The 15,037-nt window shown below is 64.5% G+C and carries 6 protein-coding genes and 1 pseudogene; 2 read left to right on the forward strand and 5 right to left on the reverse strand.

The annotated features are described in order from the left end of the window. Position 1: 1 nt before the first annotated feature. Positions 2-8,371, reverse strand: a complete 8,370-nt coding sequence (locus BHE01S_RS22315) for a hemagglutinin repeat-containing protein (protein WP_042267779.1) — start codon at positions 8,369-8,371, stop codon at positions 2-4. A 589-nt stretch (positions 8,372-8,960) separates the two neighbouring features. On the opposite strand from BHE01S_RS22315, the pseudogene BHE01S_RS22320 reads away from it, so the two are divergent. Then, a pseudogene (locus BHE01S_RS22320) lies at positions 8,961-9,179 on the forward strand (DHCW motif cupin fold protein); the annotation flags it as partial. A gap of 16 nt (positions 9,180-9,195) precedes the next feature. Here the strand turns inward: BHE01S_RS22320 and BHE01S_RS22325 are convergent. The 3 genes from BHE01S_RS22325 to BHE01S_RS22335 form a co-directional block, all read right to left on the reverse strand. Next, positions 9,196-10,326 (reverse strand): J domain-containing protein, encoded by a 1,131-nt coding sequence (locus tag BHE01S_RS22325; RefSeq protein WP_042267783.1) that lies wholly within the window; start codon positions 10,324-10,326, stop codon positions 9,196-9,198. A 117-nt stretch (positions 10,327-10,443) separates the two neighbouring features. Beyond that, positions 10,444-12,231: a cobaltochelatase CobT-related protein gene (locus BHE01S_RS22330; RefSeq protein WP_245639830.1), complete on the reverse strand. Its 1,788-nt coding sequence runs from the start codon at positions 12,229-12,231 to the stop codon at positions 10,444-10,446. A 14-nt stretch (positions 12,232-12,245) separates the two neighbouring features. Then, positions 12,246-13,478: an AAA family ATPase gene (locus tag BHE01S_RS22335; RefSeq protein ID WP_042267785.1), complete on the reverse strand. Its 1,233-nt coding sequence runs from the start codon at positions 13,476-13,478 to the stop codon at positions 12,246-12,248. 169 nt (positions 13,479-13,647) lie between these two features. Here BHE01S_RS22335 and BHE01S_RS22340 point away from each other — a divergent pair, with 169 nt between their 5' ends. Next, positions 13,648-14,469 carry an AraC family transcriptional regulator gene (locus BHE01S_RS22340; RefSeq protein ID WP_042267787.1) on the forward strand — a complete coding sequence of 274 codons (822 nt, stop codon included), beginning with the start codon at positions 13,648-13,650 and terminating at the stop codon, positions 14,467-14,469. 14 nt (positions 14,470-14,483) lie between these two features. Here the strand turns inward: BHE01S_RS22340 and BHE01S_RS22345 are convergent, their stop codons facing one another. After that, the gene (locus BHE01S_RS22345) at positions 14,484-14,705 is read right to left on the reverse strand and encodes a hypothetical protein (RefSeq protein ID WP_052406055.1); all 222 of its coding nucleotides are present in this window, start codon (positions 14,703-14,705) and stop codon (positions 14,484-14,486) included. Positions 14,706-15,037: the final 332 nt, after the last annotated feature.

The following is a 15,037-nucleotide window of genomic DNA, read 5'->3' on the forward strand; positions in this document are numbered from 1 at the left end:
ATTAACGGTTGTTGAGCTTTCGACCGGGAACGGCGTCCTTATACATATCGCCCGTCACCGGGTCCATTGAGCCCAAATGCACGCCGCGTTTGTTGTAAACCTCAATATCGTTATGCGTGTAGTCCCATTCATAAAACAGCTTCCCGTCTGTCTTTACACCGTTTCCAGCACTATTAAGACCTTGCCAAACAGGACTGTCCGCTTTCGATGGGTTAGCTTGACGACTGTTATCCCCGCCGTTGCCGCTATTTAACGTCGTATTACCGGTCGCATACCCCGGAACGTATCCGGGCGTTCCCGGCGTCACGGCAGGTACCACCGTACATACCGGCGGCACGCACACCGCAACCGGAACCGCTGAACCACCCGTCGCCGGTGGTTTCGAGTTCCCTCCCGGCCCGTTCAGGTCATCCGGGCTTACATACGGCCCCTGCGGCCCGTTTGCATTCACCAGCGCTGCAAACTGGTTCGCCAGATTTTGCGCGCCGCGCCCTGCGCTCGCAAGCTGATCGCCAATAAAGTCCAGTAACTGACTGCCCGTGCCACCCGTGCCCGCCGCATTGCCCGTGCTGCGGTTATACAGGTCCGCATTCGCTCCCGTGAACGCGCCCATGCTCCCGCCCACCAATGCTCCACCCGCACCGGCCAGCACGTTCGACACCACATTGCCCAGCGTCATCGACCCCGTCGCACTGCCAATCTGGTCAGCCAGCCCGTTCAGCTTGCCAGCCAGCGCCGACGCCACGCCCGCGCCCGCAGCGCCTGCCGCTGCCGATCCAATCCCGCCTCCACCCAGACCTCCAAGCAGTGCGCCGCCTGCAATGTGCAGCTCCGTGCGGTTCGTTCCACCTTCGTCCCACGACTTCACATCGGCCATTGCCGCAGTGTAGGCATCCATGTCGCCCGCGGCTTTTGCGGCATCTGCCGCTTTCTGGGCGTCGGCCTTCTTTCCATCAGCGTAGGCAGCAATCCCCTGCGCCACCACCTGGGCTGCCGCCTGTGCCGCCTGTATCGTGTCCGCCTGCTGGTTCAGGATATGGTTCACGTCCGGCGTCTTCGACACCGTCCCGTTCGTGTCCGTGGTGTCGCGGCCCAGATTCGCAATGTCCTGCGTCTGCGCGGCCTGGTTGGTGATGTTGATCGTGCCCGCACTCACCGCGCTACGCGTCGTCGCACTCTGGTCGCCGCTCTCGTTCAGGGCCATCGGAATCCCGCCACCCGAGCCGCTCACCGAACCCGGACCCGTCGCCTTGCCGGTATTTCCGACACCCACCCCGGCACTGATCCCCGCACTCGTGGCACTGTAATGCGACTGGTTCTGGATATCGCTGAAGGTCAGTGTGCCGGTCGTGAGGTTGTTCTGCGACGCGTCCGCTGTGCTGGTAATAACCGCACCGGTCAGGTCCGTATTGCCCTTGACGTTGATATCGAATCCGCCGCTGCCCGCATTGATGCCTGCCTGTTCGTTCACCTGCGCGTAGTTGCTATCCGCATGGCCGTTCTGTGCGCTGACGCTCGCGCTCCCTCCTGCCTGGCTGATGCTAATTCCGCCACCCACGCTGCTCTGGTGCGCGGTGCTCACGGTCGTATCCTGAACGCTCCCGATATTGAGGTTACCGCCGACCTGCGCGGTCACCTGGTTACCGTTGAGCTGCGAGCCGATGATATTCGTATCGCCGCCCGAGACGACCGTCACGCCATTCGCCCCGTTGACATGTGAAGCGTTCTGGATCGCCGCGTTGCTGTTCGCGTCGCCGTGTGCGTTGGACATCGACGCCGAGACACCGAAACCCTGCGTCCCGTACGACACACCGACGCTCGCGCTGCTGGAACTGTTCGTGCTTTGCGTGACATCGGTATTCGTCGTATTGACGATATTGACCTGATTCTTTGCGGCGAGAACGACGTCGTTCGCGCTGACGCTCGAACCGGCGATTGTCAGGTTGCCGCTACCGGGCGCACCGCTGCCGGTTGCCACAAAAGCGGCAGTACCGCCTGCCTGAACGTTCGAGCCCGCCTGGATCGTCTGATCCTCCGACGACTGGCTCTGGCTTTTGCTCGACCCAACGCTGACCTGTACGCCGACGCTCGGCGCGTTGGCCGCGTTCGAGATGCCGTTCTTCGCCATGTCGTACGCACCATAGCCCGCCAGCGCTGCATCGCCGCCCGCTGCTATCGCATGCAACGCCTCGGCACGTCCGTTGCTGTTGCCGCTCGCGAGCGCCTGGCCCTGCTGGTATGCGCCGTTGATCGCATCGCCCACGCTGCCCGAGAGGCCGATCGTTATCCCGCTGCTGGCCGTTTTCTGTGTCTGCGCCCGATGTGAGGTATCCGTCGCGGAGTCGATAATGACGTTGGCCGCCGTACCCGTAATGTCCTGCGCCGCGACGAGGTCGCTACCCGTGACATGCAGGGTATTGCCCGCCTGAATCGAGAGGCTACCGTTGAGCGAACCGACGGTGCTTCCGTTGTTCGTGACGCCCGATTCGCTGTCGGTCGTTGCGAGCTTGCTGGTACCCACCGTAACGGTCAGGCCGCTGGCACTCAGGCCCGAATGTTTTTCCTGATAGGTGCCCGACGACTGCATGGTGTCCTGCGTCGTCGTGATGTTCACGTCATGCGTGGCGCTTAAGGACACATCGTTCGTCCCGACAACCGTGCTGCCCGCGACGTTGATATCGTTTCCGCTGGAGACCGACACCGCATCCGCCGAAACCGTGCTGCCCTGGTTGGCGGTCGTCGTCGTGTCGCGGCTGCTCGATACCTCCTTGCTACTCACCACATGACTATGGGTGCCCGTCTGCGTCGAGTTATCCACATGGGTCGCCGTGGCCGCGCCGATGCTGACGTTATTCGCCGCCACCAGCGTCGCCGTTCCCTGGTCGAGATTGACCGTGCTACCCGTGATATTGATATCGTGGCCCGATGCGACGGTCAGCGAATTCCCGGAGTTGAGCGTCGTCGCCGTCAGCGTATCGTCAGACTTGTGCAGCGAATCGGTATATTGGCCGTTGTGATCGCTGGTCGCACTGTTGCTGTCTACCGTCGAGGTCGTCTTTGCTGCCTGAAGCGTGACGTCGCCCTTCGCCACAACCGTACCGCCACCGCCAAGGTTGATATTCGCGCCCGTCGCGGTGAGGTTCCCACCCACGCCGATCTGCGACACGCCACCGACATTCACGTTGCTGCCGGTCGCCTCGTTGATGTTCGTGTCCGATACGCCGCCCGCGCGTGATACGACTTTCTGTTCGCCTGTCTGTACGGTCCCGACGTCGTAGTTGCCACCCACGGCCACGCCGAGGTTACCGCCGACATTGAGGTTGGCCCCGTTCTGCTCGAAGTCGCCGCCCGTGACGATGGCTGCATCGCCCTTCACATTCAGGTTCGCGATGGGCCCGAGCGTTGTGGTGGTCCGGGTCGCGCCTGTGTCGCTGACCTGGTTGAAGGTATTCACCGCCGTATTGAGAAGCAGGTTGCCGCCCGCGTTCAGCGCGAGACTGCCCGCGTTCACGGTGGCCGAAGTCAGGTCTACAGTGCCGGTCGTCGTCAGCGACATCAGGCCGCCGCTGTTGAGCGCACCAAACGCGTTGTCAATCTGCCGGCCCTGGATCGAAAGCGTATTGCTGGCCTGAACATTGCCACTATTGTTGAAGGTCTGCGCGTTCTTCAGGTCGATATCGGTCGCCGCAATCAGCGGCCCGTTCATCTCCTGCTGGCTCGCCTTCGCAAGGTAGACGACCGGCACGAGCACGGACTGCCCGTCGACAACCTCGGTCTGCATGATGACGACGTTGGTTGTGAGCGCCGCGACCTGATCGGCTGACAGGGCCATGCCAAGCGGCAGGTCAAGCTGCCCGGCGAGCGCCGCGCCCGCCGCCATCAGCGCCTCATACATCGCCTGGGTGTCGGTATAGGGACCGAGGACCGCCTTGCCGGTGAGCGAGGTGATCTGGTTCTGGACGAGCTGGGCCTCGTACAGACCGTCGCCAAGGCGCTTTTCCACGTTCTGCGGATTCAGCCCGAGCATGTTGAGGTAGTAGTTGCTCGAAATGAACGATTTCGCGCTCGTAAAGGCCGGATTCGTCTCGATCAGGTACGGCGCATCCGGCGCGGTATTCCGGTGGAACAGGCCACCCTGGGGAATCGTCAGGTTGGAGAGGACGTTGACCGCCGTGGCGCTTGCGATCACGGAATTAACGAGCCCGGAGCCGCCATCGACCGAAGCCGTACCTCCTTTCGACCCGCCCGCATTTCCGGTGACGCCGCCGACGCTCACACCACCGAGCGACTGGCCGGGGACCAGGCCGAGCGACGGGATACCCGCGTTACCCGCGGTGTTGTCGATGTTGACGCCCGTACCGGTGATCGTGCCGCCCGCAACAAAGGTCGATTCGTAGCCCGGCAGTGCATAGGTGCGGATATCTGCCGGTGCATTACAGCCGCTTGCGCAGAATGAGTAGGTCCAGTCGGGAATGCTGCCGTCATAGTTGCGGTAGTGGTAAAGCCCCGAGTACGTCACCTGTACCCCGGGTGCCGTCTGTCCCTGCCAGCTATCCTGGTCGAGCGTGACCGGCATCGCAATGTTGCCGGCTGCTGCAACCGCACTCCAGAAGTTCTGGAACAGGCCGACGTTCGAGGCATTCAGGCTGCCACCCGAAACGACCTGCGCCTGCGGACTGATGGACGCAATGAAATTGCCCAGCGCCGTGCCCGTATAGGTCGTGTATTCGTAGTCGCTGTTCATCTGGCCGCTGTGCGGCGGATCGATGTAGACGCCACCGATACAGGACGGGCAAGGTGTGTTCACCTGGCCGGTGGTGCCGCTCAGCCTGACGCCCAGGCTCGCCAGCAAGCTGGTATCGACGGGCTGGTTCAGGCCGGTCGTCGTCATCGTCGCGCGGGTATTGGTGAACTGGTTCGCGTCAAGCTCCATGTCGCCCGCTGACTGGATCAGCGCGGACTGGTTGCGGATCAGGTTCGCGTTCCTGTAGCTGCCGTCCGCATTTTTCCCGCCCGCCAGCACGACCTTGCCGAGACCGTAGACCGCAGTGGTCGCCTGCGTATCGGTCATCGCGGTGTCGTCGCGGTTCTCGATGTCAGGCGCAAGCAGTTCAAGCGTGCCATTGCTGTCCGTCGCACCGATCAGCGCGGTCGGGCCCACGTTCGACAACGTTTGCGTGGCATTGAGCGAAACGCTGCTGCCGACCATTGCGCCCATGTTTTCGAGCGTCGTCGAGTGCGTGGTGAGCGTACCGCCTGCCATCATCGCGCCGCTGTTCTGGATATCGTTCGCCTTGACGTCGAGGTTATCGACTGCCTGAAGTGCCGCAGTGTTGGTGAAGGTGCCAGGCAGCGTGAAGGTCAGGTTGTGACCAGCGCTGAACTGGAAATCCGGCGTCGGTGCGAAATTGCCCTGAACGTTCACGGCCACGTCATTCGCGGCGCTGTACGCGCCACCGCCCAGGAGCGTTGGCGCGTTAACGGTCAGGTCATGCGTCGCGCCGATTTTCCCGTTCGTATTGGTAATCGCACCTGTTGTCGTAACGGCAACATCGCCGGTCGAATCCGTAAAGGAGCCGATCAGGCTGTTGCTGTTATCGATCGTGCCTGCCTGCACCGCGACGCTTGCACCGCTCAGTTGCGCGCCCTGGGTATTCACGAGCGCCGAGGCGTTGACGGCAACGCTGCCGCTGCCCGTGATGACGCCATTGCCGTTGATGGTCTGGCTGCCACCCTGTAAGGTTTCATCGCCCGTGCCGAGATTGCTGATAAGGCCACCCGTGTTGTCGATGGACGAGGCCTGGATGGCGAGCGTGCTGGCGTCCCCTGTTGCGCCCGTGCCGGACTGGATCTGTCCGTTCGTCGTGGACAGCGCGCCGCCGCTCGTGAGCGACATGGACCCGAGCGAACGGATTGCCCCCTGCGTGTTGATCAGGTTACCTGTGACGTTCGACGTGATATTGCCCTGCGCCGCAAAGACGCCGCCCGTATTGTTCAACCCGCCAGCCCGCGCCACCAGTTGGCCCGCAATGATGATCTGGCCGCCGGCATTCGAGAGGGACCCGGTGCCATTACCCGGCGTGATCGTCAGCATGCCTGTTCCCGCATCGATAATCCTGCCGCCATCGTTGTTTAGGGCAGCAGGGGCAAGCGTCAGGTTCGTGCTGTTGGTCTGGAACGTGCCGGCATTCGAGTTATCGAACGTGCCGCTCACGTTAAAGACCATCGGCCCCGTGCCGTACTGGGTGATCGTCCCACCGTGATTGAGGAGATCGGTCGCGGAGAGTGCGAACTGGTTCGCCTCGATGTCGCCGTTCGAGTTGTCCAATGTGGAGCCGATCGAGAGCGCGAGGTTCGGTGCAACAATCGAGCCGCCGCTATTCGTCATCGAGCCGCTCTGGATCGTCTCGTTCGACACGGCGCCGACCTCGCCGCCGTTGTTGTTGAGCGTGCCGCTTGCGAGGCTCAGGTCGGCATTCGAGAGCAGACTGCCGTTTGTATTGTTCAGCGCACCGTTAACCGTTGCCGTCAGACCCATTTGTCCGCGAACAAGGCCACCTGCATTGTCGAACGTATCGGCCTCGGCTACGACCCGCCCGTTGCTCTCAATGGTCCCATTCGCGTTCGAGATCGCTCCGGTGGCCGTCACCGACAGGCCATCGCCGTTGAGGGACGTGATGCGACCGGCAGTATTGTCTACGGAGGTCCCCGATACGGACATACCCGCCGCGCCCTGCATGGTCCCCCGGCTGTTCACGATGGCGCCGCCCTGAACCTGCATCGCGCCCTGGGAGACCATCAAACCGGCCTGGTTGCTGATCTGGCCGGATGCCTGCGCGACGAGCGGGCCCTCTGCCGACACCTGACCGCCCTGGTTCGAGATGTTCGCGCCCGTGAGCGTCACGCTGCTGCCACCTGCGAGCGTGCCATTGTCATTGATGACCGAGCCCGTCGCATTCGCTGCCACCGAGCCCCCGGCACCTGTCGTCGCGCCCGCAAGGTTCAAATCGCCCGCCCTTGCCGTCAGCGAGACATCGCCGTTCGCCGCCGTCTCGCTGCCTGCGAGATTCACGCCACTACCTGAGAGTGTTGCACTGCCGCCCGCGACGTTTTCGCCGGCCGCGCTCAACTGGCCGGATGTCTGAATATTCAGGTTACCTGAATTGCCCACCGACCCATCGTTGTTGACGCCCGCGCCGAGCGTGCCGGTCGAGGCCAGGCTCGCAGCATTGATGCCCGTATTCTGCTGTGCCGCAATCACACCGCTATTCGACACCGCGCCATCGGACGCGATTGCGGTACTCTGCTGCGCGTAGATCGAGCCGCTATTCACAACGCCCGCAGCGTTGATGCCCAGGTTACCCGTGGCCGTCATCTGGCCGCTCTGGACCAGTTGCCCAGTGGTTGTCAGCGTGAGTCCGCCAGCCTGGGCCGCGATGGAACCGGCGTTCGCCACGCCCACGCCGTTTTCGGTCCCGACAAGTTTGATGGCCCCGCTGTACATGCCTCCCAGTTGCGAAACGTCGATGGACACGCCGGGGGCGGGGCCGCCGCCTGCGATGGCTGCTGGCGTCAGGCCCGCATAATCGATGTTGTTTGAGCCAGTCGTGACGTTCAGCGTATTGGCATATATCGCCGCATTGACCTGTACCGCACGCGATAGCAGATCCACCTCATCGATATTCGAGGCGTTCAGGCCTGCGCCCTGGACAGTAATCGTTCCGCCCGTGACCGAAAATCCGGTAAGGTTGCCGTTTCCGTCGACAAGTGGATTGCCGGTGGTGAGGATACCTTTCGAGGTATTGATGAAGCCACCGCCGTCAACGACAAGTCCGGAAGAATTTGCGATCACGACAGCGGCGGTTTTCGCGCCCGCGACCTCAACGTATCCTTTGAGTACCGAGGGATTGTTGCTGTTGACCTGGTTGACAATGATCTTCGCAGCGTCATTCGCCCCGAAATTCGGATTGCCTGATATCTGCCCTGCAAGCTGCGTTTTCACATTGACGGGCGAGTTATTCAGGATCGCGCCGCGACGGCTCACATCGAACTGCGAATAGGTGTTCAGCGAGACACCCGCCCCTGACGGCTTCGTCACGTTCACCTGGGGCAGGCCATTAGCCGTGCTGACGACGTTCGGCGCGTGCGCGCCCGAGGGCACGATCTGGGCATCCGCGAGAACCGGCGCCAGTCCGAAGAGTCCGAGCGAAGCAAAGGCCGCGTGACGCATCGCGAAAAGCGTAATTGCACAAAGCACGGGTGACTGTCCGGTTTCGCCATGGCCGGTCGTGTGTGCGGTTGCGGTTTCCGAAACTGCGACGAGCATACCCCGAAGCTTGCTGAAGACAAGCCGGTAACAGTTGTTATTCATGCCTATATCTGTAAAGCCGAACGAGGACCCGCCAGTTGCGAGGCGTTTCAAGTTTTTTATGACGACACAAGACCGCGACGAATAATCGGGCGTCGCGTTAAAAACCACTGCAAATGTGTGGGTGACGAGACTAGCAGACGTCTCTTTGGATCGCCATCAGAAAAGCCATATTCAGGTTGTCGCCTGACAATATTTAATGATTTTTTATATCTCATTAATACGCGATTAATTATTCCCCGCCCTATTCACCATAAATATTCCTAACTATTTGATTTAGATCAAGACCGAGTGGCACATCGTCACGTCGCGCATAAATGACCGCGCCTGCGACGCCCACTATCGGTAGTTGTCGCCGCTCCAGCAATACCGACGACAAACAAATCCGCTGTTCAGGAAAACGAAGTCGCGGTCATTGTCTACGACCAGTGGCGGGTAGCGCCCGACTTCAGGGGAACGGTCTACTGGCTGGCGAATGGCAGCCGACACGTTACTGATCGTTGCGAGACGCTTCCCTCCGATGCGCTCGCCTCGCCTTCGTCAGATCAGTACGAGGTACCGACGAAAAAATCAACGGATACCCCCGAACCCGATCCGCGTGCGTATGGTCGACGATTCGCCGGACTACCTCGCGGATCACTGGTGCAAGAAGGGGCGCATTCCGTTCTGCCTCGAAGGCAAACTCGAAACCACGCTCGACAACCAGCGCAAGCGCGTCCTCACGTCCGGCATGAGCTATCAGGTGTGCGACAACGCCAAGGTGCACCCATCGTACACCTGCACGGGTGCAAAACTTTTCGTCGTCGACTGAAAGCAGCGCTGCCGCTTCAGCGCGGCGCGCCGAGATCGGCGTCGAGCCGCTTGCGCAGGTCGCGCACCACGCGCGCGGCGGGTACGAGCCACCACGTGGGAGCCGCTACGGAGAAGTCGTACGCGAGCGCCGTCTGCGCGGCGCCAGTCGTCTGGGCCCGGCAGCGGAACGCCACCATGTGCCGTCGCATACCTGCTTGCGAGCCTGGCGAGAAACGCATGACCGCACGCAGCGCGAATTGCCTTTCGTCGGGCGCGGCCTCGTACGACTCGATGCTCCACTCCGCTCCGTAGTGCGCCTCATGACGCAATGCAGCGCTCACGCGCAGGCGCGTTTCATCGGCGGGCAGAGCCACCGGGTGCTCGCGCCCAGCACGCGCGGCGCGATACAGCGTGCGCTGCGACCAACCCCAGCCGAACGTCAGCACCACGCCGCCCGCCACGAGCGCCCACTGCAGAATATGCGTGAGCCAGCGGCCAAACTCGAAGCGCGCAATGGGCGCGAGCAGCAAGCCCGCGATCCAGTGCGCAACGACGAAGATCACGACGCACGCGAACACGCTCGCGGAGAGCGTCAGCAACCAGCCCCGCGACGGGTCGTCGAATTTCGCAAACAGGAAATCGCGCACGCCGCCTGAACGCGCGTGCACGCCATCGGTTTGGGGCTCGATTGCGGCGTGCGGATCTAGTGGCTGCGCGGCATCCGCTTCGTCGCGCAGCCCCGTGAGTTCGCCGTGCAGCGAGTCGCGTTCGGTCCGCATGCGCTGGAGCTCGTCCAGGGTACGCGTGCGCTCGGCACGCAGACCGTCCAGCTCGGCGCGCACGCGTTCGCGCTGCGCCAGCAGCGCCTGCATCTGCGCGTGCAGCGCCTCGGCCTGCGCCACACTCAGCGCGGAGCGGCTCACCGGCGGCGCGTGATGCACGGACCAATACGCCTCGAGCAGTTCGCGCGCCTCCTTGACGCGCTTGAACTGGTCGTCGGCCCAGCGCATCGAGGCGGCCGTGGGGTGCCGCCATTTGTCGGGATGCAGGATCTGCGCGAGATGGCGATAGTGATGCTTGATGTCCGCCTCGCTCGCCCCCGGCTCGAGATCGAGCCGGTAGTAGAGGCGGTCGTAATCCACGGGTCGGTAATCGCGGCCTGGCATGACCTGTATCTATTCGTCGGTGGATGGGTTGGCAGGCGGCGCAACGCCTGTACGCTCAAGTTAGCGCAACGCGCCGAGTCCGGCAAGGAAAGCGCCGCTGCCGTTGCCCGCACGGTTTTAGTGCCGCCGGCGCGCTAGCAGGCGGCTCAGCGTCGCGAACGCGGTGGCCGGCAGCTCGTGCAGCTTGCGCACCACCACGGCATCCGGATAGAACGTCTCGACGGCATCGTCCAGTATGCCGATGCCGACCAGCTCGATGCCCTGCTCCTTGACCGCCTGCACGCGAGCGAGCAGGTCGCTGTGCAACACAGCCGGGTCGCCGTCGCTCGTCGATGGATAGCCGTCCGAGAGGACGAAAAGCAGCCGCCGGCGCGCCTTGCGCCGCGCGAGCCGCGCCGCCGCCCAGGCGAGCGCTTCGCCGTCGGGGTTCTCGTGGCCGCACTCGATGGCCGCGAGTCCGCTCAGGTCGCGTGAGTCGAAGCGCTTGAATACGCGCAGATCCAGCCGCTCGACGAGGCGGTTATAGGCCCGCAGATCGGCACCGGCCGCGCGTGCGCGCTCGCAGCGCGCGCGCAATTCCGGCGCTTCGATCGAGCTGTAGCCGAGCACTTCCGAATCGAAGGCAAGCTGCGTGAGCGCATCGGCGAGCGCCGCCGCGCACAGGCGCGCCAGCTCGATCTTGCGGCCCGCCATCGAGCCGCTCAGGTCGAGCAGCAGCGTGACGACCGTGTCGCGCCCGCTCGCATGCCGCGCCACGCGAAACGGCGTGCGATAGCCGCGCGAGGCGGCGAGACGCGCGAGCGCCGCGCGGTCGATCTCGCCGCGCTCCTGCTCGCGCTTCCAGTGCGTAAGTTCGTCGGCCTTGAGCACGCGCTCGAGCTGGGTCTTGAGCGCGCCGGTCTCCGCGCGCGCCAGTGCACGCAGCCTGCGCCAGGCGGCGGCGTCGCCGCGGCCCGTGAGATCGGTGACGACGTCGTAATCCGTGGTCAGCGGAATCGACAAATGTGGCCGCCCTGGCGTGGAGCGCTGATGCGTAGCGGCGGCGAGCGGCGCATCCGCTTCGGAAAGCGGAGCGCCGGCGGCGGAACCGGACTCGGCGCGCGCGCGTGCTGACGTGCCGCCGTCACCGTCGCGGGCGTCATCCGGCTGCGCGGCGCCGCCCGGCGGTCCGACCTCGTCGTCCTCGCCGTCCTCGCCGAATTCGTCCAGCGCCTGCGCGAGCCGCGCCGGGTCGTCGTCGAGCCCTTCGGGCGGGCCCGCGGTCTGCATCATGTTGTTCGCCCCGCGCGACGCGAGCGAGCGCACGCCCGCCACGATCGTCGCGGCGGCGCTCAGGCTCGCGCGCGTCGACTGGCTCGCGCGGGCCGCGCCGAGCTCAACGTCGATCGCGCGCAGCGCGGCAGCAAGCGCCGCGGCATCGCGCTCCAGCACGCCCGGCGCTTCATCCCACAGCGCACGCTCGATCGCCCAGACAAGGCGCTCGCGCCACAGCAGTTTCGACCAGCGTCGCGAGACTGCCTCGCCGCGCTGCGTACGCCAGCTTTGCGTGTAGCGTTGCGCACCGGGGAACGCCCGCGCGAGTTGCGCGAGCACGCGACGGTCCTCGATCGCCTGCGCAATGCGTCCCGTCACGCCGGCTTGCGGCGTGTCGAGACGCGTCACCTCGCTGTAGCGATGGCGCGCGGCCAGCAAGTCGAGCGCGCCGAGCAGTGCGGCTTCGTCTGCGCCATCATTCGCGAGGCGCGCGGGCAGCACGAAGCGTTCGCCTTCCACGCGCGGCTCGCCCGCGCCGAACGTCACGCTCACGCGCGAGTCGCCGGTCAGCACCCGCGCCAGGCGGCCGAGCGCGCCCGCGGGATCGGCGCTCGCCGTCAAACTCGCTGTTTCGTCCTGCAAGCTCGACACAGGCGCCTCCGCACTCACGCGTGGAAGACGACGTGATGCCGGATGACGCTGCGGATGAGCGCCGCATCGTCCGCGCTCACCTTCGCGTAGATCGCCGGCCCCGCCGCACGTTCGACATCGCCGGTGCGCAGCATGAGTTCGGCCCAGTCGATCAGGCGTCTCGTGGAGAACGCGCTCGCAAGATCTTCGCGGGCGAACGCAGTCCGGCAGTCGGCGGCGATGGCAGCGAGTGTGCGCGCGAGCGGCCGCGTGAGCATCGGCAGCGTGCGCAGCAATACTTCGGTTTCCTCTTCAAGTGAGAGATAGTCGAACAGGTAGACGCGCCAGCGGTCGAGAAATGCCTCGTTGAGCAGATTCGCGCCCTGATACAGATGGCGATACGCGCTCATCGCGCCCGCGGCGTTCGCGGTGGCGAAGAGGCGGAACGACGGATGCGGCTCGACGATTTCGTTGCCGCGTTCCTTGAGCAGCAGGCGGCCGTTCGGTTCCAGCACGGCGGTGAGCACGGCAAGAATGGACGGCTCGGCGAAATCGAGTTCGTCGATGATCAGCCAGTAGCCCTCGCGCATCGCCACGGGCAGCACGCCGTCCACCCAGGTTGTCTCGCCGCCCTTCACGGTCCAGAAGCCGACGAAGTCGCCGATGGTGGTCTGGCCGTTCATGTTCGCGCGCAGCACGCCATAGTCCGCGCGCGCCGCCACCTGCTCGATGAAGCTTGTCTTGCCCGAACCCGTATGGCCGATCAGCATGACGCGGCGATTTTCTACGATGTCCTGAACGATGTCGTCGCCGCGTTCGGCGAAGAGGTAGGCCGCGTTCACACGCGGCACGAGCGCGTTCGGCTCGCCACGCGGCAGGTCTACACTGCCGATGCGCACGGCGGCTGGGTGGGCTTGCGTCCTGGCGCGAGCCGCTTTGGCCTCGCGCGCCGCTTCGGCGGCCCGTTGCAAGGCCACGGAAAATGTGCTGCCCGCCTGTGCAGCTCGCGCTTCATCGGCGCGCTGCGCTTCGGAAACGAAGCCCTCGCGACGCCACTTGAGCAATTTCGCTTCGAGGTTGTCCAGATCGATTTCGGTGTCGATGTCGACTTCACCGACCGCATCGTCCTTGCCCTGGCCGTGCTCGATGCGGTACATGTGTGCGCGCCCGGAACGCGTGACGCGCCACCATTCGCATGCGCGGCCGTCGCCGCGGGTGTAGAGGCCGAGCGGGTCTTCGTCTTGCAGTACGGGGGCGGGTGCGTTCATGGACGGAAAATACAGGGCGCTGCCGCGCGTTCCGGCAATCGTCTCATATTCCCGGTGCCTGGCGCACCGCGGCGGCGCCACGGCCGTGCTTCCGGCACACGTCCAACCATGCTAGCGTGACGATCGTCATACGAGGCACGCACGCCTCACCTGTACCCGGAGACCCACGATGCCCCAAGCCGCGCCGCCCGAACTCGACGACGAGCCCGGGCGCGGCCGTTCGCTCGCTCGCCAATACCCGCGCGGCCTCCGGATCGAGCCGCACACGCATACATGGGCACAGGTGCTGTACGCCGTCTCCGGCGTGATGTGGGTCGAGGTGGAGCGCGAGGCGCTCGTCGTGCCGCCGCAGCGTGCCGTGTGGCTGCCGCCCGGCACGCAGCACGCCATTCACATGCTGAGCGCCGTCGAGATGCGCAATCTCTATCTGCACGAGCGCGACAGCCGGCACCTGAGCGAGCGGTGCGAAGTGTTCGAGGTCAACGGCCTGCTGCGCGAACTCATCACGGGCCTCGCGGAACGCGCACCCGAGGACGACGCCTGGCTCGACGCGGCCTATCGCCTCGCATCGATCGAACTCGCCCAGGCGCCGCGCTCCACGCTGCGCATCCCGCTGCCCGATGCGTCCGACCGCCGCCTCGCCACGCTGTGCCGCGCGGTGATCGACAATCCGTCGGCCGATATCGGCTTCGAACAGCACGCGGCATGGGTGGGCGCGAGCGTGCGCACGCTCGCGCGGCTCTTCACGCGCGAGCTTGGCATGGGGTTTGCTGAATGGCGCCGCCAGGTGCAGCTCGCCCTCGCGCTGTCGCGCCTCGCGCAAGGCGAGCCCGTGAACGCCGTGGCGCGCATGCTGGGCTATCTCCCCAGCAGCTTCAGCGACATGTTCCGCCGCGAACTGGGCGTGCCGCCCAGCGAGTTCCGGCCCACCGGCACCCTGGGCGGCACAGCGGGTTTCGCAGAGGAAAGCGCGGCGCAGGAGCGCGCGTAGCCGCGGGGTGCGGCTCAATGCGGTGGCAGATCGCCCACTAGCGGAAACATGTCGGGCGTGTAGCCCATATTGAAGTAACCGGCCCGTGCATACGTGGCGATTCGTTCGAGGTGCTCGGTTTCGCGCGACGCGTCGCGCAGTTCGGGCTCATCGGCTTGAGGCGTGGGCGGCGGATGGTTCGTCCGGCCGCGCCGCGCGAACCACGCCGGCACGCACAGCATCGACAGCTTCGACATGGCGGACTCCTCGCGAGGCGTTGACCCCTTCCAATCTAGACAGTTGGAAGCGTGCACGCAAACAAGCATTTCTGCGATGCATTGCACACCGCGGCCGATGCTCGCGGTCCATCCGGCCCGAACGTTGTAACCGCCGGAAAATCTTACAAATCACTAACGTTTCGAAATTGGCGCACGAGTTGGTTAGACTGCGGGTCTCGGCCTTCGCTGCGCCTTCACCGCACGATGGGGCCCGGCATCGACGGCATAACAATCATGAGAATGCGTATGCAGCAACTCGACAGTCACCGGCAGCGATTCGCGGCGGCCAAGCCGTTGAGCGCGCCGATAGG

The organism is Paraburkholderia heleia NBRC 101817 (assembly GCF_000739775.1).
Lineage (GTDB): Bacteria > Pseudomonadota > Gammaproteobacteria > Burkholderiales > Burkholderiaceae > Paraburkholderia > Paraburkholderia heleia.